Raw genomic sequence first — 17,321 nt, 5'->3', positions numbered from 1 at the left:
TCCCTTCTCATCCGAGATGTGCGATTACTTGACGACGTAGATGAATCCGAGCTTCAGCTTGGACGTGCTGCTTCCGGAGAGGCATCCCACGAAGCTCGGCGTCGCGATGAGCTCATAGGTTCCAATCAGGGGCAGGCCCACGAGCGGGTACTCGAGCTTGCCGACCCGGTCGGACTGGAGCACGGTCTCCAGCCCCGCTGCGGTGAAGGAGCCTGTGCGGAAGGTGTCGCTTCGCGAGGTCCACAGGCCCAGCTCCGCGTTCGTCCAGACGGGCATCTCGAGGTCCGTGGGCTTGCGGACGACGAGGGTCGCCTGCGGAGCGGCGTTGTCACGCGACATGGGCGCGAACAGGGTGCCCGATCCGAGGTGCCGGACAGTCGCCTTGCTTCCACAGCTCGAGCCGTCGGCGAGGGCCATGGCGTGGACGAGCAGCATCGGGGACTCGGTGTTCATCAGATTCTCGTGCCAGAGCACGAGGTTGCCGAGCCGCTGGCTGTTCGCCAGGGACTGCCCGTAGGGGGAGATCTCGAAGCGTACGCGTCCCTCGGCCAGGAGCTGCTGGAGCAGGGTGCTCGTGTTCTCCAGGGTGAACTCCGCCACCGTGCCCGTCATGTTCTTGTTGTCCCAGACGAGCGAGCGAGGCTTGCAGATTTCGTTGGTGTCCAGCCCGGAGCAATCCGCGAGGACCTTCTCGAGCTCCGCCGCGTTGCTGATGAACGCGTACTCCTCCGAGATGGGAGCCACATCGCCCGCGAACTGGGCGAGGACGTTGTAGCGGCTGCGGTAGAGGTTGTAGGTGAAGTTCGCGTTCTCGAGCAGCCTGCGCTTGTAGTCGAGCATGTCGCCGGCACCGCGTGACAGCTCCGCCGCCAGGTTCTCGAAGTCCCAGAACAGCGAGTTGGCGGTCTCCTGCTGGCCGCCGCCCGCCTCGATGTTCTTCCGGACGATGGCGAGGATGTTCTTGTAGGAACCCTCGACCTCCACGGCCAGCTTCTGCTCGATGGCGTGGACCTGCGCGACGAGCTGGTCGGCGTCATCCAGCTGCGCGAGCTTGCTCTTCAGGTCCGCGATCTCACTGAAGGCGACCTTGCCGGACTGCGCCAGGACCGCCGAGACGAACTCCCGCTCCTTCTGCTCGCGCAGGACGATGCTGTCCTTGATCTTCTCGTTGACGGCCTTCAGCAGGGTCTTCGTGTCGGAGTATTCGCCCTGGAGGGACTTGACGGTGGACTGGTAACCCCGGGCCATGGCGATCTGCCGGTCGATGGCAGCCTTCATTCCCGTGAGCTTCTGCTGATCCAGACGGATCTTCTCCTGCTGCCGGTTGTACTCGAGCGTCTCGAGGTTCAGCCGCTCGATCTCCGTCTGCGCCTGGGCCCGGAGGTTCTCCTGCTCGTGGATGTCGAACAGCGTCAACGCGGACTCATCCGCGTTCTGCTGCAATTGCCCGACGAGGGCGGCGCGCGACTTGAGGAGCCTGGCCACCGTGGCCTCGCGGTTGGCCTTCTCTCCATTGCACTCGAGCCGCTGGACCTCCTGCTCGTTCTTCACATTGTCGTACTCACCCTGGAGTTCCGCGAGCCGGACGGAGATCTCCGCGAGCTCTCGCTCCTTCGCCCACTTCTCGACGTCGAGCTCCTTCTGGATGGCGTCGATCTGGTTGGCGATATCCTCCAACTCCTGCTTGTTGAGGAGCTTTTCGGACTCGAGCTGGTGGTGGAACTGGGCCATCTGGTAGCCGAAGTTGAGCAGATTCGAGGCTCCCTCGGCCGCGGTTTTGGCGCTGTTGAATGCGGCCTTGGAGATGGTGAATGTCTTCACGGGCATGAACCCGATGAAGCCGGTAGCGTCGTCTGGATTGGCGGCGAGGGTGGCGGCTGTTGTCCAGAGCACGTCGATGAGGGACTTGGTGGCCTCTATCCCGATGGCCGCATTGGTCGCCGTGCGGAGCTCGTTCTTTTTCTCGTTGAGGATCTCCTTCGTCTTCATCAGCGCGGCCTTCCGATGGTTGATGACCGCCTGGTTCGCCGTGCTGGCATTTTTGATGGCGTCGACGACCGACTTCTCGGTCCCGGTCATCTGGCTGCACTTCCCGCCGCTCTCGTCGCTCCCGCCGCTCCCGTTCCCGCTGCTCCCGCTGTTGAGACAGGCCCGGATCTTGTCGATGTTGGCGAGCTGGTCTGTCTTCAGCTTCGCGCGAGCCGTGCATAGCTCATCCAGATTGGCTTCCTGGGTCGTGCTCGGAGGCGAGACCGTGCAGGAGTGCCCGGAGACGGGATCGCTGTAGCCGCTGTACGCCGCGCTCCGGCTGTAGAAGACGAGCTCCGCATCCACGGTGCAGATCTGCTCGACGATGGGAATACGGGCCGACTTGAATGACGTCTCCTGAGCGGTCTTGTACTTGTTGATGATGATGTCCGTGAGGGTGACCCGCCACTGCGCGGCCTCGATGCCCTTCTGGACCTGTCCCTTGCGTGCCTCGAGGATGTCGATCTCCGCCTTGTCCGCCAGGAACTGCCGGTCGAGCTCCTCCTTCTGGGCGAGCAGGGCCTCGACCTGCATGGTGAAGTTGTATTCCGCCATGGTCATGTCGATGCTGAAGCGGAGATCATCCAGCCGGGAGTTGATGGCCTCCTTCTCCAGTCCGAGGAGATCCTGCTCCGTCTGTGTCTTGATGCTCTGGAGTTGGTGCGAGAGCTCCAGTTGCTCCCGGGCGAGCGTCGCCTCGATGGCCTTGATGCGTTGCTCGAGCTGGAACTTCGGCATGCTCCGGTCGATGAGTTCCACCTGGGCCCGGAGCTCCTGGGTGAGCCGGCCCGCGGTCGCCTGCATTTGCGCGAGCTTGTACACCTCGAGATCCAGGACGCGCGAGTTCTGCTGATTGGCGAGATCCAACTGCTGATTGGTGTGGGTGGTGAACTTGGCCGCCCAGGTTTCCATCTGCTGGCGGAGCTCGCCTTCCTGGCGGCGGATGGCTTCCCGCTGGCCGATGAGCTGCCGGGACAGGGCGCTCAGGCTGTTGCCCGTGAGCTGCTCCGGATCGATGTTGAGGTACAGATATCCCTTGCGGACCGAGTCGAGCCGCATGTTGACGTCGGACTCGAGCGAGGTGAGCGTGGAGAACTCGGAGCTGAAGAGGTCCGTGTTCGCCGCGGGGATGCTGCTCCTCGCCTCGAGGATGACCCAGAACGCCTGGTCGTAATACGTCGCCGCGTTGTAGTACTCGGTCCCCTTCTTCTTCGCGCGGTCATCCTCTCCCAGCGCTTCCGCCACCTGGTACTGCAGGTTGTCCAGGCGGGAGAAGGAGGCCTTGCGATACCAGATGTCTCCCGCCGCCACGAAGAGCCGGGCCTTGAGCGAGTTGAGGCGCGCATGCGCCTTGAGGAAGCGGTTGAGCGGCAGGTCCATCGGATTGCTGGTGGAGCCCGCGGCCTGCTGCTGGCGTGCGAGGTTCTTCAGGGCCTGTTCGACCCGCTGGACACCCAGCATGGCCTGCGCCTCATAGGGCTCGCGCACCTCCCCGTTGCCACCGGGAGGGTCGGTCGGGAACCAGGCATTGCTCGTCTCCCGCATCAGGGGATAGCCGGTCGCGCGGAAGAGATGGACGTTGGCGAGCTGGTAGGAGCACTCCGCGTCACACAGCAGGGGCGCCATGCTGGCGCAGCCCGTGCTCTTGAGGAGCCCATCGAGCTCCTTGAAGCTCTTCTCCATCAGGAGCACGTCCGCGCGGTAGTTGGCGATCCGCAGCGCGGAGACGTGTTGATTGATATAGGTCCTGAGCGCGACCTCGTTGCCCGGAGCGCAGGAGGGGCCCTGGGCCCTGGCGGCGAAGGGCAGGAGTGCCAGCAGCAGCACGAATAGGCATGCAGAACGTTTCATTGATTGAACCCCGTCTCGCCGTTCACTGCCCGCGCGTCGCGATGTCGACATACGCGGACGACAGGTCATCCAACTTCAGGGCGAAATCGCCGTACCCCGGCCGCGTGCCGCTCTGCGCCTTGAGCTCCGTGTAGACCGTCGCGAGCTGCGCCAGACACGTATTGAGCTGCGTGGCGAGGCTCTCGAGGTTCTGCGGCGTCACCTCCGACGGAAGCGTCACGCAGACCTTGACCCGATCCTTCGCACTGGTGCTCAGCCCAGGGGTCACCGCCATCTCCCGGAGCAGGGTGACGGTGTTCGACAGGAACTGCGTATGCGCGTCCCGTGTGGCGCGTGCGCTGGCGACTTCCGCGCTGAGCTCGGCGGCTCCCGTGGCGCTGATGATGGCGTTGATGCGTTTCTGCCTGTCCTCGAGGTCGGTCACCAGGGGCTGCCTCTGGCTTCCCTGGGGGACGCTGTAGAGCATCAGCTTGTCCTGCACGACGAAGTCGTGGACGGGCCGCGTGTCATTGACGGATTTCTTCAGGGCGAAGATCTCGCGTGTGGGCACCTCCACGATGGTGCTCTGGCCGGCGCTCGCGTAGTCCGCCAGCTTGCGCTCGGCGATCTGGAGGGTGGCATCCATCTCCTTGCCGACCTTCACCGCGATGGCCTGATCCACCGCTCCCCTGACGGTCTTCTCCACCTCGCTCTTTCGGATGGAGCGTTGGAGCGAGCAGATGCCGTCGGGGATGTGGCGCACGAAGCTGTTCGAGAAGAACGTGCTGGCCGCGGTGCGCAGGGACTCCCAACCGGTCGGCACGCGGGCCTGGACGGGGCCGCCCGTGGGGCTCTGGCGGGTCCATCCGAGGAAGCGGGCATGATCGGCCGCGCGCTCGTATGAGAGGCACTTCTGCTCGCGCGTCTGTCCCTCGAGGAACACAGCGGTGTTCATGAGGAAGAGCTCGAGGTGCGCGGCGTTCGACCACGTCTCGAGGGCGATGCTGCGATCCATCGGGTCCGCTTCCGCGCGGTAGCCCTGAACGGCGCCGAGCAGCAGGTCGAGCTTGGCGGAGCGCTCGTGGACGGTTCGTGCCAGGCCCGCCTCCAGGCTGACGATGGGGAGGATGGGACCCGTCGCCGTGGCGCTCGCGCGTGGCGCGGCCGCGGCGAAGTCGTATTCGATGCCGCCCCCCCCACCGCCGCCTCCGGAGGAGGTCTGGCCGAGGTGGGTGGTCAGGGTGGTGATGAGGCTCGCATCCAGGGGGTATCCCCCGGTTGCCGTCTGCCACAGGCTCTCCACCTGGGGGAAACCATAGGTGGGGACCACGATCTCGTCCCCGGGCTGGGAGGCCGAGAGGGAGAGCGGGAACAGGGATGTCGTCAGGAGGAGCGTGACGGGAAGCGCCACGCGTCGCAGCGATGTCATGGATTGGTTCCCCCCGTGCAGTACCAGGCGGGATTCGTGGTGCTGCAGTGGACCCGCATCCGGGTGCGCCAGTCGGTGTCGATCCGGGTGGCGTGCGTGAAGAGCATGGAATTGCCCTCGGCCGCCGCGGCGGTCTTGAGCTTCGCGAATCCCTTTTCCTCGGAGGCCCAGAACCGGGTCCACAGGTTCACGCCCAGCAGGAGCTCCGCCGAGAGCTTCTTCACGCTGAGGACGGTCTGCTCCTTCTTCAGGAGGTAGTCGTCCATCGATTGGGCCGCGAGGGCACTCAGAAGCTGCGTCTCCAGGGCCGTCACCTTGGTTTCGACCTGGAGGAGTCCCTGGTAGCGCGTATCGAGAGACGTGAGGATGGCCTGCTTCTTGTTCTGGTCGTAGCGGAAGAGCGGGAAGGTGGTGTCACTGGAGTCATCGGTGATGACCGTTCCCGCGCCGAACTGCGCGTTGATCTCGTCCCGGATGGAGAACAGTTGGGTCCGCCCGGCGTCGAGCTCGATCGATGCCGCGCGGTAGCGGGTCTCGACCTGGGACGCGGTGGTCACCAGGCTCTGCGTCATCTGCTGGAAGGAGCCCATCTTCTCCCGGAAGAGGGGCCCCAGGACTCCGTCCGTCTCGGTGTTGTAGATCAGCCCTTGAATGCGCTCGGTGGCGTAGCGCCGGGCATAGCGCTCCAGGCTTGTCGCGGTGTGCGAGGACTCCTCGCAGCCGGTGACGCTCTTGAGCGCGTCCAGCGTCTTGGTCGCGTGATAGACGTACCGCATCTCATCGGACGTCCCGAACGTCTGCTGCGTCTCGAACTTCTGGTGGCGCTCGGCGAGGAAGGCCTCGAGCAAATCCTTCGCACGAAGGGTGTGGAAGCAGCGGAGGCTCTGCGCGGCCGTCCGGTTGGACAGCCCGAAGTGCGCCCTGCCGAGGAAGTACTTCTCGATGGGCTCGTATCCGATGACGTTCAGGCTGATCCGGTCGATGATGCCCTGGTAATCCCCGTAGGCCGCGAGGGTCTCGTAACAGATGCGCTTGTCGTTCCCCTGACAGGCACTGTCCGAGCTGGCCGTGGGCTCCGCCGCGGCACCGACCGCAGGACACACGAGGAGCGTGGCGAGCAGCAATCGCAGTCGCTTGTTCATGGTGTCAATGTTTCTGATGAGAGGGCTACTCGGGTGGGAAGGCTACTCGCGGATGTAGGTGATTTTGCAGCCCGTCGTGGACTTCGTCCGCACGTAGCACTCGATGGACGGATAGTTCGCCCTCAAGGTGCCCTTCGCGATGTAGCCGCGGATGGCGGTGGTCTTCGATTCGATGGTCGAGCTCGAGCACGAGAGGTTGTCGCGTTTGCAGGCCCGCTCGACGATCTTCGGGATTTCATAGGCACACGCGCCGTTCGCGGGGGTGCACTCGTCCTGGAGGTAGTACTCGTGGCTCTCGCGCATCATGGCGAGGGAGAAGTCCGGATTGGGGATGCTCGGGGAGTAGACCTCGGGCCGATAGAACGCTCCTGTCCACCAGGCGATGCCTTCGTCCGACGCGCACTCGGAGGCCTCGTCGTTCGTATGGACGCAGCCGAACACGTCGTCGTAGGCCTGGATGAGGTCACGCCGCCAGGGAGCGTGCGACTTCACCACCAGGTCGTAGACCCACCGATAGATGCCCTTGTCGACGGCAGCGGTCTTGTTGTTGGTGACGTCGGTCTGGAGGAAGGCCAGGTCATGCGACTTGGCCACGGAGTTGTCGAACCCAGGCCGGTAGAGGTTGGCACGCTTGCCGTCGCTCACCGAGTTGCCCAAGACCGTCGTGAGGAGGCTCGAATTCGCGAAGAGCTTGTTGCCTGCACAGCGCTGAAGTGCCAGGAAGGCCTGGGCGTCATCCGGGTTCTCCATGAGGCTGCGGTGGAAGCCCTTCTCCTTGCCAGCACCGGCCGTGCTCCCGTAAGTCAGGAGGGCGTGCTCACGCATGCGGGCCGCGAGCCGCGGCGCGCGCTCCTTGATGAAGTCCCGGATGAGCGTGAAGTTCGCGCGCAGCGGAGCCCCGAATCCGCCACCCGTGACCTTGCCCTTCAGGTAGTCGGTGATGGGATAACCGTCGCAGTCGCTCTCGATGTTCGGCGCCGGGCTCGCGGCCGCCAGCGCGCGGTCCACGACAGGGGCCAGCTCGGAAGACAGCACCTTCGCCTCGAACTCCGCGATCATGGCCGTCTGGATCTGGGTGGCGTTCCCCTGGAGCTCGCCCCAGAGGCGGGTGTACGTCGCCCTGTAGACGGAGCGCTCTGCGTCCGTGATGGAACGCCCGAAGACGGAGGCGAACCAGGTGTCGATCATGGCCAGCTCCGAGTCGCTCGGACCCGCGCAGTTGATGTCGTAGAGACGGGTCTTCTCCTCTGGCTGGTTGCGGTCGAACAGGAGGTAGTCCAGAGACTGGCGCGTGCTGAAAGTGGCTTTGTTGGTGGTCCCTCCGTCGGGGGTGGGTGGGGTGGTGGTCTCGAAATATTTCGCAGCCGTGCTGCATGAGAAGCGGAAGAGTGCGTTCCTGCTCTTGTTGAACCGGTAGTAGACGCTGGCCGGGGACGAGAGGACCAGGACGCTCATGAGGTTGTCGTTGCGGCAGTGGAGGACCGGCTGCTCGTTGGGATGCGACGCGAGGAAACGGGGATCATCCTGCGCGATGAGTTCCGGAGTGGTGGTGCCGAAGCCGAGCGCCTGCTGAATCTGTGCCCGATTGGAGCCGCAGTCGAGCGCATAGCCCAGGCCGCCGGAGATGAGGTACAGCGGCCTGGACGTCCGGACACCGTCGAAGGGGTAGTCGCTGACGAAGAGCTGGGGCCTGTCGAACGGCATGGGGGGGACAGTAGGGACGGTGGAGGTCGGAGGCGCGGGGAGCGGCTTCGCCGTGGCTGAATAGCAGTTGATTTCGAGCGGGATGAGCCCGTGATCCGTCGGGTCCAACCAGAAGTCGAGAGTGAGAGACAGGGTGGCGATACTCTTCGCCACGAGGTCGGAACCCGTCGTGTTCGTGACGCCGAGGGCCGTGAAGAGATTCATGCAACTGGCGGCGAACAGGTAGTCGGGAGCCTCGCGGAGGCGCATGTAGTACTGGGGCTTTCCCGCCGCGGCACCGAGGATCGAGAAGACCTGCAGAACCTGCTGCCGGGTCTCCTCCGGGGTCTTCCCACAACGAAGCGTGAAGATGGGAACCGCGACGTTCCCGTTCGCCCGCTTCAGGTCGTCTGGAAGGTTCGACAGATCCCCCCAGTTCTCCATTTCACCGAGGGTGAGGTTCCGGTCGTACCCGAACGCTTCCAGCATCGTCCCATAATTGCTGCCACAGCCGATGCGGAATGCGGCCGTGGGCATCCGGCCCTTGTAACTGACGACGACGGGAAGCTCGCTCGGAAGGCCGTCCAGGAGGTCCGGGTTCGTGTAGGCATAGGCCTCGATCTCCCGGTCTGTGATAATCTCAGACGAGAGCTCGGAGGTTGGCTGGGTTTGCTGGAGCTCGGTGTGTTCTCTGTTCTGTCCACACGCGGCAATGACGCACAAGCAGCTGGTCCAAAGACACAAACGCATCCAATGCATTAGAAAACCCTGTCCATGTCGCCCTGAAGGACCAGAGGCATGGCCGCAATCAATATTGAAGTCTTGGCAGACGAGATACGGACCCGGGGGAGTCGCGTATTTTGAGAATGCTGGTATTCCGTGAATTGCTAGTGGAGTTGGCAATTCGGGGTGTACGGATTGTGAAGCTGTACACAATCCGTAATATGATTGCACGCGCAAAAAATGCGGCTGATTTGTTTCGCATTGCGTTACCCCGCCGAAGCGTTAGTGCTCAGTGGGTGCTGATGACACCGAGTTGTTTCATGAGGCTCAGGTTGTCCTCGAGGTGCCAGTTGGTGGCGATGCGCCCATTCTTGAGAGTGTAGATATCAACCGCGCTGAAGTTGATAGTTCGCCCGTCGCCGACCTTGTCACCGAAGCGGCCCGTGAAATGCCCGGTGAACCTCAGCTGGCTGATGACCTGATCATTCACGACCCAGGCACGTTCCACGGATACTGAGAGATCGGGAACCGCCTGACGGAATGCACGCGAGGCGGTGAGCGGTCCCTCCACTCCCTGCGGCCGACCCTCGGGCAGATTGAGATCTACGAAATCGGGAGCCAGCGCCTCCTTCGCGAACTGCTCCTTGCCCGTGTTCCAGAAGGCGTAATACCGACGGGCCGGCAGCAAGCGTTCCTCGGCCGCGGCCGGGCTCAGGCCCTTCCCGACAATCACCTCCCTCGGTTGGGGCAAGGGCTCTTCGGCGAGCGCCGGGCTCGTTGTCACCAGTGCAGCGGCTATGACACGGAAGGCCAGACGGGTCTTGAGGGAAGGCATGGTCGAGTTCCTTTCGAGTGCACGGGAGGCCCGCTCTCGAGCGGTGACATCCCGGTGCACTGAAGATGGTCTCGACCGGCTTGGAGATAAATGACCGGGTTGCGAAGGGAGTGTTTCGGATTCGCGAAGAGTCTGGAGGGCTGCCGCTCAGGTGCCCCAGCGATAGGCGGACTGAAGCTCGGCCGCGAGGAACTCCACGAAGCAGCGGACCTTCGCCGCGAGGTGCCGGCCCGCTGGATGGACCGCCTGGATCGGTGCGGCGGCAACCCGCCACTGCGGCATCAGCCGGACGAGTCGGCCCGCGTCGAGATCGTCTCCCACGTGCCAGATGGACTTGAGGATGATGCCCGAGCCCGAGAGGGCCGCCGCGTGGGCCACCTCTCCGTCATTGGCGAGCACGCTGCCACCCACCTCCACGGCCACGGGCTCGGCATCCGGACGCGAGAGGCGCCAGACGGTCATGGGCGGCTCCCCGAAGACGATGCATTGGTGCTGGAGGAGCTCGGCCGGCTCCCGGGGCTCGCCGTGCCGGGCGGCATACTCAGGTGAAGCGCAGAGGGTCCGGTAGTTGGGCGCGAGGCGCCGGACGATCAGGTTGGAGTCCGGCAGCACCGCCTCCCGGATGGCGAGGTCGATGCCGTGCTGGACGAGATCCACCACCGTGTCGGAGACAAGGAGGTGCACCTTGACGTCGGGATGGAGCGCATGAAAGCGGCTCAGGCGCGGGGAGATCTGTCGCTGGGCGAACGCCGCCGTCGCCGTCACGCGAAGCAGCCCCCGGGCCTTGCGCCCATGGCCGCCGACGCTCTCCGCCGCGTCCTCCACCTCGTCGAGGATGCGCACGGCGCGGGCGTGGAACTCGTTGCCCTCCTGGGTCAGGCTGAGGCGCCGCGTGGTGCGGTTGACCAGGCGCACGCCGAGCTGTGCTTCCAATCGGGCGAGGCGCTTGGACACCACCGCGAGCGACATGTCGAGCTCGCGCGCCGCGGCCGAGAGGCTCCCGGCCGCGACCACGCGGACGAAGACCGTCATGTCGGTCAGGCTGTCCAGGGGGAGCATGCGCCGCGAATCGGGGAGCGGGGTCCTCCCACCTCAGGAGAGGGGCAGGGCCGCCACGGTCGCCTCGGCCGGGCCCTCGCCCACCGTCAGCACCGTTCCCGGCTCCAGGTGGTCCCGGTGCACGTACCCCAGTGCCACGTTCTGCCCCTTGCCCGGCGAGCGCACCACGGAGGTGACCCAGCCCACCTTCTTGCCGTCCTTCTTCAGCTCGGTGCCGGGCGACGCCTCGGTGGCCCCGAGCAGCAGGCCGGCCAGCTTCCGGTTCATGTGCCCTCGGAAGGTGGCTCGCGCGATGACCTCCTGCCCGATGTAGCACCCCTTGTTGTACGAGATGGCGTGGGTGAGGTTCGCCTCCAGCGGGATGGTGGTGTCCACCATGTCCTGGCCGTAGCGCGGCACCCCCGCTTCCACTCGCAGTGTCTCCAGCGCCCACCACCCGAGCGGCTTCAGCCCGAAGCCCGCCCCCGCCGCCACCAGCGCCTTCCACACCGCCTCCAACCCGGCCCGGGGCACCAGCACGTCCACCCCGTGCGGCTCCACCCGCGTGGACCCCACCAGCACCACCTCCTGGCCGGCCAGGGTCACGGCACGGGTGGTGTCCTGGGGCAGGGGGGTGAACGGGCTACCCGTCACGGTGCCCAGCAGGTCGGCCGTCCGGGGGCCCAGCAGCCGCAGCACCCCCAGCTCGTTCGTGGCCTCGTGCAGCTCCGCGTCCTCGGAGATGAGGAATTTCTCCAGGAACTCCCGTACCTTGGCGCCCAGCCCGGGCTCCAGGTCCAGCAGCAGGTCGGCCTCCCGGCGCAGGATGCGGGCGTCCGCCACCATGGCGCCCTTCACCGTAATCATGGCCGCGTAGGTGGACGCCCCGGCCCCCAACCCCTTCACCTCCTGGGTCACCATCCCGTGCAGGAAGCTGGCGCGGTCCTCACCGGTTATCCGCAGCGCTTCCCGGTAGGTGGCATCATGGAGGGCCACCGCTTCCCGGGCTGCCCGGTACTCGGCGTCCCCATCACCATGGTCGGCCACCACCTCCCGGCCGTTGACCTCTTGAAAGCGGGCGCCTGCCTGCTCGTGAAGAAAATGCAGAGACAGCGGTTCCATGTCCGTCGCTATATAGAGGCCCGGGAGTGAATGCCACGATGGATGTGAGACACCTGTCGGACTTCATCGGCTTCTCCGCCGAGAAGCTCCAGAAGCACAACCTCTTCAAGTCCGAGCGCTTCTTCCTGGACGTGTATTGCCTCGCGCCCGGCCAGTCGCAGAAGCCCCACCGGCATGCCACCTCGGACAAGGTGTACCTCGTCCTCGAGGGGCGGTGCCGCTTCCGCATCGGCGCGGACGAGGCCTCCCATGGCCCCGGCGCCGCCCTTTTCGCACCCGCGGGTGTCGAGCACGGCGTCACCAATGACGGCCCCGACAACGCCCGCCTCCTCGTCCTGATGACCCCTCCTCCGGAGCACGCATGAGCAAGAAGGCCAATCCGCCCCCTCCCGTCCCGGTCCGTGGTGCCACGGCGCTGCTCGGCCTGGGCCTCGCCCAGTGCGCGCTGGCCATCTACCAGTGGAAGGAGCTGCTCACCCTGCGCGGGGGCGGCGTCACCAGCTGCGGCATCTCCGAGCACATCAACTGCGAGACGGTGTGGAACTCGCCCTTCGCCAGCGCGGTGCACCATCTGCTGCACATGCCGGTGGCCGGGCTCGGCCTGGTGTGGGCCCTCGTCGCGGTGGCGCTCTCCGCGCTCTACCTCGTGTGGCGGCGCGCCGGGCGCACCGTGCGGCCCGCCGTCAACGGTCTGCGCCTGACGGCCGCGGCCGGTGTGGTGGCCGTCCTCGTCTTCGCCGCCGCGAGCGCGAGCGCCGGTGCGTTGTGTCCCACGTGTCTGGGCACCTACGCCCTCACGCTCTCCTTCGCCGCCGTGGCGGTGTGGGGCCTGCCTCGCCCCGTGGTGCCGCAGGCCGGTGAGTGGGGCCGCGCCCTCCAGTGGGCGGGTGGCTTCGCCGTGGCCGCCTACGTCGCGCTGCTCGCGCCCGGTATGGCGACGCCCTCGGCCACCGAAGCCGACGAGAAGGTCGCCAAGATGTCCTCCACCGCGGCCCCCGGCTCGCTGGAGGCCTACCTGAGCGGCCTTTCCGTGGAGGAGCAGCAGGCCGTCTCCAACGCGCTCGCCCGCTACCGCCAGGACTCGCCCCTGCCGGCCCCCTCGCCCGCGCGCCGCCTCTACGGGCCCGCGAACGCCCCGGTGAAGATGGTCGAGTGGACGGACAGCCGCTGTCCGCACTGCAAGGCCCTGGTGGAGGTGCTCGCCCTCATGAAGAAGCGGCTGCCCGAGGGCAAGCTGTCGCTCGAGGCCCGCCAGTTCCCGCTCGACAGTGAGTGCAACCCCACCCTGCCTCCGCAGCTCACCGATGGCTCCGGCACGCGCTGCGCGGCCGCCAAGGCTCAAATCTGCCTCGAGGACGCCCCGGACTTCTGGGAGCTGCGCGAGAAGCTCTTCGCCGCCCAGCGCTCGCTCACCAGCCGCGATGCGATCCTGAACATTCTCGGCTCCGGCTCGGTGTCCCGCGAGCAGCTCGAGAAGTGCATGGGCTCGCCGGAGACGAAACAGAAGCTGGTGGCGGACATCATGTTCGCCAAGCAGCACGACGTGCGTGGCACGCCGCTGGTGGTCATCAACGGCCGCGAGGCGGCGGCCATGCCCTCCTTCCTCTACGCCCTCATCATGGCGGACGGGGACGGCAACGCCGCTGCCTTCCGCGTGCTGCCCCCGCCGCAGAGCCTGCAGCAGGCCCGGCAAGAGCACTGAGCGGGACGTATGGGCAAGCGTGACAAGAAGCCCGAGGCCCCCGCTCCGGCGGGGCCCTTCCACAATCCCTTCGCCTCGCTCGGCCTGAAGCGCGAGGAGCTGCCCGCGGGGCCGGCTCCCTCGCCGGTGAAGGCCGAGGAGCCCAAGGGCCCCGCGCGCGCCGTGGTGCGCATGGAGCGCAAGGGCCGGGGTGGCAAGGAGGTGACGGTGGTGGAGCAGCTCGGGCTGCCGGAGGCGGAGCGGGAGAAGTGGCTCAAGGCCCTCAAGGGCGCCCTGGGGTGTGGTGGCGCCGTGGAGGGGGACACCCTGGTGTTGCAGGGTGACCAGCGCGAGCGTCTGCCCGCGCTGCTGGAGGCCCGCGGCGTGCGCCGCGTCACGGTAGGTTGACGTTTTCCCTCATGCCTTGTCTCTGGACGAGGGAGTGGGCGCCCCGTGTAGTGTGAGCGATGCCGCGCCGCGAAGGGCTGGCGCGAGTCGTTCCCGAGGGGGATTTCCACATGGTTCAGAGAGTAGGGATGGGCTGGCTGTGGCTTGCCGCGGCCGCCTTGCTGGTGGTGGGGTGTTCCCAGCCGCAGACGGCCCAGGAGTCCACGGGCTCCGTGCAACTCGTGGCGGTCATCCAGTCGGCCACCGCCGATGAGGTGACGCGCGTCCTGGTGACGGTGATGGCGCCGGACATGGACCCGGCCACCGGCTCGCTGGTGAAGACGGGCAGCACCTGGAGCGGCAACCTCACCAGCATTCCGGTGGGCTCCAACCGCACCTTCACGGCCGAGGCCTTCGACGCCACGGGCAAGAAGCTCTACTCGGGCCAGTCCACGGGCGTCACCATCTCCGCTGGCGCCACCGCCGTGGTGAACATCACCCTCCAGGAGACGACTCCGAAGCCGGGCTTCGAGAACGACGCTCCGCGCATCACCTCGCTGGTGGCCTCGACCAACCGCGTGACGATGGGGGGCACGGTGTCGCTCCAGGTCAGCGCGATGGACCCCAACACCGGGGACACGCTCAGCTACGCGTGGACGGCCTCGGCGGGCAGCCTGGACAACCCCACCAGCACCGCGACGACATGGACGGCGCCCTCGGTGCCGGGCAGCGCGACGGTGACGGTGACGGTGACGGACTCGCACGGAGCCTCGGCCGCGCTCAGCGTCACCCTCTTCGTGGAAGGGGCGGGTGGGGGCTCGGATGGGGGCATGGGGGGCGGCGCTTCCGTGGGGGCCCTCTTCAACACCTGGCCGCAGGTGACGCGCGTCACCGCCTCGCCCTCCTTCCTGGCCGCGGGTGAGACGACGACGGTGGCTGCCACCGCCTCCGACCTCGATGGGGATTCGCTCTCCTACCAGTGGTCCTCTCCCAGCTGCTTCGGCACCTGGACGGACCAGGGCTCCCGGGTCGCCACCTTCACCCCGTCGGAATTCGGGATTCCGCCGCCTTCGCCGGATGGGTGCTCGGTGTGCCCCCTCCAGGTCGTCGTCACCGATGGGCGTGGAGGCCAGACGACAGGTACCCTGCGCATGTGCGTGGGCAACAAGCCCTCCCCGAGCTTCCCTCCCCGCATCACGAGCACTTCGCAGTCCGCTGCCTCGGTGGCCGCCGGGAGCACCGTCACCTTTCGCGTGACGGCGACCGACCCCATGGGGGGCGCCCTGAGCTTCCAGTGGAATACCATCCGGGGCACCCTGGGCGCTCCGGTGTCGGGCGTCGCCTCCAGCGAGGTTGTCTGGACGGCACCCTCCTGCGTGCCCTCGACGAGCTCCACCGTCCGCATCCTGGCCACGGCGAAGACCACGGCGGGCCTCTTCGCCTCCACCCCCTTCGCCGTGAACCTCACCGGTCCCTCCTGCCCGCCGTCGACGTGGAGCTCCGTGGGAAGTCTGGGGTTCCGCCGCGCGTCCCACACGGCCACGCTCCTGCCGTCCGGCCAGGTGTTGGTGGTGGGCGGCTATGACAGCCCCTCCTACCTCCGGAGCGCCGAGCTGTACGACCCGGCCACGGGCCTCTGGCTTCCCACCGGGCAGATGGGGATGGCGCGCACTGGCCACTCCTCCACGCGACTGGCGTCCGGCAAGGTGCTGGTGGTGGGGGGCGTCTCTGATGGGAGCTACGCGGCGACGGCCACCGCGGAACTGTACGACCCGGCCACCGGTGCCTGGACTCCGGTGGCGAGCATGAACCGGGGTCGCGCGGCCCACTCGGCCGTGCTGCTGCCATCCGGCAAGGTGCTGGTGTCGGGGGGCTTCAGCAGTGGCATGGGCATGATGGCCGACGCGGAGCTGTACGACCCGGCGACGAATACCTGGACGCCGGCGGGCAACATGTTCGAGTCCCGGGACGGGCACTCGTCCGTGCTGCTTCCTACCGGCAAGGTGCTGGTGACGGGCAGCAACTCCCGGAGCTCGTCCGCCGAGCTGTACGACCCGGGAACCGGCACCTGGAGCTCCATCTCCCTGCTGCAGAGCTACGCGCAGCCGGTGATGGCGGTGCTGCCGACCGGCAAGGTGCTGGTGGCGGACCTCTCCTTCTCGCGCTCCGCCGAGCTGTATGACCCGGTGGCGGGTACCTTGGTGTTGACCAGCGGCCTGAGCTCGGTGCGTGACAGTGGCAAGGTGGCGGTGTTGCCATCCGGCAAGGTGCTGGTGATGGGCGGAATCGACCCTTCGTCCGGTATCAACGGCTACTTCGCCAGCGCGGAGCTGTATGACCCCGCGACGGGGAGCTGGTCTTCCGCCGGCTCGATGAGCATCGGCCGTGGCTCCCACACGGCCACGGTGCTGACGTCCGGCGAAGTGCTCGTCGTCGGCGGTTGGTTCACTCCCTTCCCGGGTAGCGGCGACATCACGCCCAGCGCCGAGCTGTACCAGCCGTGATGGAGCGCGGGCCCGCTCCGGCGGGCCCGTTCGCTTCGTGGCGCGGGTGGGGCGTGTGTCCCGGGATGAACACCCGGGCGAAGTCTGCAACACGCCCCGTGGGCTCGCGATGCTCACGGGGATAGCGTCTGGCCTCGCACGCGTTGCCCCAAGCGAGGTCCATGACGAATGAACCGACGCGAAGCCATGACGGGGATCGCCCTCTCGGGAGTGGCGCTTGTCTCCACCGCCGGAGCGGTTGCCAGGGCCAGGACCCGGGAGGACAAGCCAGCATCCCCGCCCCCCGCCACCCCGAGTGCCTTCGCGGGCACGCACGCCATCGCGCCACTGCCCTTCAATCCGGCGAAGCTCAAGGGGCTCTCGGAAAAGCTCCTGCGCAGCCACCACGAGAACAACTATGGCGGCGCGGTGAAGAACCTCAACAAGGTGGAGGAGGAGCTCGCGCGCACGACGAAGGACACGCCCGGCTTTCTCCTCGGTGGGCTGAAGGAGCGGGAGCTCACCTTCACCAACTCGATGATTCTGCACGAGGCGTACTTCGGCAACCTCGGTGGGGACGGCAAGGCGAGCGGCCCCATCCAGAAGCTCCTGGCGGGCGCGTATGGAGACTTCGGCCGGTGGGAGGAGCACTTCCGCGCCACCGGGGCGAGCCTCGCCGGTGGCAGTGGCTGGATCATCCTCGATTACAACCTCGCCTCGGGTGAGCCGCGCACGTCCTGGTCCGGCAACCATACCCAGGCCGTTGCGTCCGGAGTGCCGCTGCTCGTCATGGACATGTACGAGCACGCCTACGCGCTCGACTATGGCGCCGCGGCGGCGAAGTACATCGACGCCTTCTTCCAGAACATCCAGTGGGACGAGGTCAACAGGCGCCTGGAGCGCGCGCAGAAGGCGCACGCCGCGCTGAAGGGGTAGGGGC

General features: G+C 66.6%; 12 protein-coding genes. 5 read left to right on the top strand and 7 right to left on the bottom strand.

Features of this window, described 5'->3' with window-relative positions:
* Positions 1–24: 24 nt before the first annotated feature.
* The 7 genes from DAT35_RS12070 to DAT35_RS12040 all read right to left on the bottom strand — a co-directional run bounded on the left by DAT35_RS12070 (position 25) and on the right by DAT35_RS12040 (position 11,830).
* Complete coding sequence (locus DAT35_RS12070) at positions 25–3,879, bottom strand: hypothetical protein (protein WP_146209674.1); 3,855 nt, start codon at positions 3,877–3,879, stop codon at positions 25–27.
* A 22-nt stretch (positions 3,880–3,901) separates the two neighbouring features.
* Positions 3,902–5,287, bottom strand: a complete 1,386-nt coding sequence (locus DAT35_RS12065) for a hypothetical protein (protein ID WP_108067082.1) — start codon at positions 5,285–5,287, stop codon at positions 3,902–3,904.
* Positions 5,284–6,429, bottom strand: coding sequence for a hypothetical protein (locus DAT35_RS12060; protein WP_108067081.1), 1,146 nt, complete (start codon positions 6,427–6,429; stop codon positions 5,284–5,286). Before DAT35_RS12060 ends, DAT35_RS12065 begins: the two co-directional genes overlap by 4 nt.
* A 42-nt stretch (positions 6,430–6,471) precedes the next feature.
* The gene (locus tag DAT35_RS12055; protein WP_146209673.1) at positions 6,472–8,649 is read right to left on the bottom strand and encodes a hypothetical protein; all 2,178 of its coding nucleotides are present in this window, start codon (positions 8,647–8,649) and stop codon (positions 6,472–6,474) included.
* A gap of 475 nt (positions 8,650–9,124) precedes the next feature.
* Positions 9,125–9,670: an ester cyclase gene (locus DAT35_RS12050; RefSeq protein WP_108067079.1), complete on the bottom strand. Its 546-nt coding sequence runs from the start codon at positions 9,668–9,670 to the stop codon at positions 9,125–9,127.
* A 147-nt stretch (positions 9,671–9,817) separates the two neighbouring features.
* Positions 9,818–10,729 carry a LysR family transcriptional regulator gene (locus DAT35_RS12045; RefSeq protein WP_108067078.1) on the bottom strand — a complete coding sequence of 304 codons (912 nt, stop codon included), beginning with the start codon at positions 10,727–10,729 and terminating at the stop codon, positions 9,818–9,820.
* A 33-nt stretch (positions 10,730–10,762) separates the two neighbouring features.
* Positions 10,763–11,830 carry a folate-binding protein YgfZ gene (locus DAT35_RS12040; protein ID WP_108067077.1) on the bottom strand — a complete coding sequence of 356 codons (1,068 nt, stop codon included), beginning with the start codon at positions 11,828–11,830 and terminating at the stop codon, positions 10,763–10,765.
* A 38-nt stretch (positions 11,831–11,868) separates the two neighbouring features.
* On the opposite strand from DAT35_RS12040, the gene DAT35_RS12035 reads away from it, so the two are divergent.
* The 5 genes from DAT35_RS12035 to DAT35_RS12015 all read left to right on the top strand — a co-directional run bounded on the left by DAT35_RS12035 (position 11,869) and on the right by DAT35_RS12015 (position 17,317).
* On the top strand, positions 11,869–12,195 hold the full coding sequence (locus DAT35_RS12035) for a cupin domain-containing protein (RefSeq protein ID WP_108067250.1): 327 nt from the start codon (positions 11,869–11,871) through the stop codon (positions 12,193–12,195).
* On the top strand, positions 12,192–13,532 hold the full coding sequence (locus tag DAT35_RS12030) for a thioredoxin domain-containing protein (protein ID WP_108067076.1): 1,341 nt from the start codon (positions 12,192–12,194) through the stop codon (positions 13,530–13,532). Before DAT35_RS12035 ends, DAT35_RS12030 begins: the two co-directional genes overlap by 4 nt.
* A gap of 9 nt (positions 13,533–13,541) precedes the next feature.
* A complete protein-coding gene (locus DAT35_RS12025; RefSeq protein ID WP_108067075.1) occupies positions 13,542–13,919 on the top strand; it encodes a translation initiation factor in 378 nt (125 codons plus the stop codon).
* Positions 13,920–14,029: 110 nt separating this feature from the next.
* Positions 14,030–16,402 carry a kelch motif-containing protein gene (locus DAT35_RS12020; RefSeq protein ID WP_146209672.1) on the top strand — a complete coding sequence of 791 codons (2,373 nt, stop codon included), beginning with the start codon at positions 14,030–14,032 and terminating at the stop codon, positions 16,400–16,402.
* A gap of 168 nt (positions 16,403–16,570) precedes the next feature.
* Positions 16,571–17,317 carry a superoxide dismutase gene (locus DAT35_RS12015; protein WP_199242866.1) on the top strand — a complete coding sequence of 249 codons (747 nt, stop codon included), beginning with the start codon at positions 16,571–16,573 and terminating at the stop codon, positions 17,315–17,317.
* Positions 17,318–17,321: the final 4 nt, after the last annotated feature.

The organism is Vitiosangium sp. GDMCC 1.1324 (assembly GCF_003044305.1).
Classification (GTDB): domain Bacteria; phylum Myxococcota; class Myxococcia; order Myxococcales; family Myxococcaceae; genus Archangium.
Note: the sequence above shows the minus strand (reverse complement) of the source record. Positions and strands in the feature narration are given on the sequence as shown.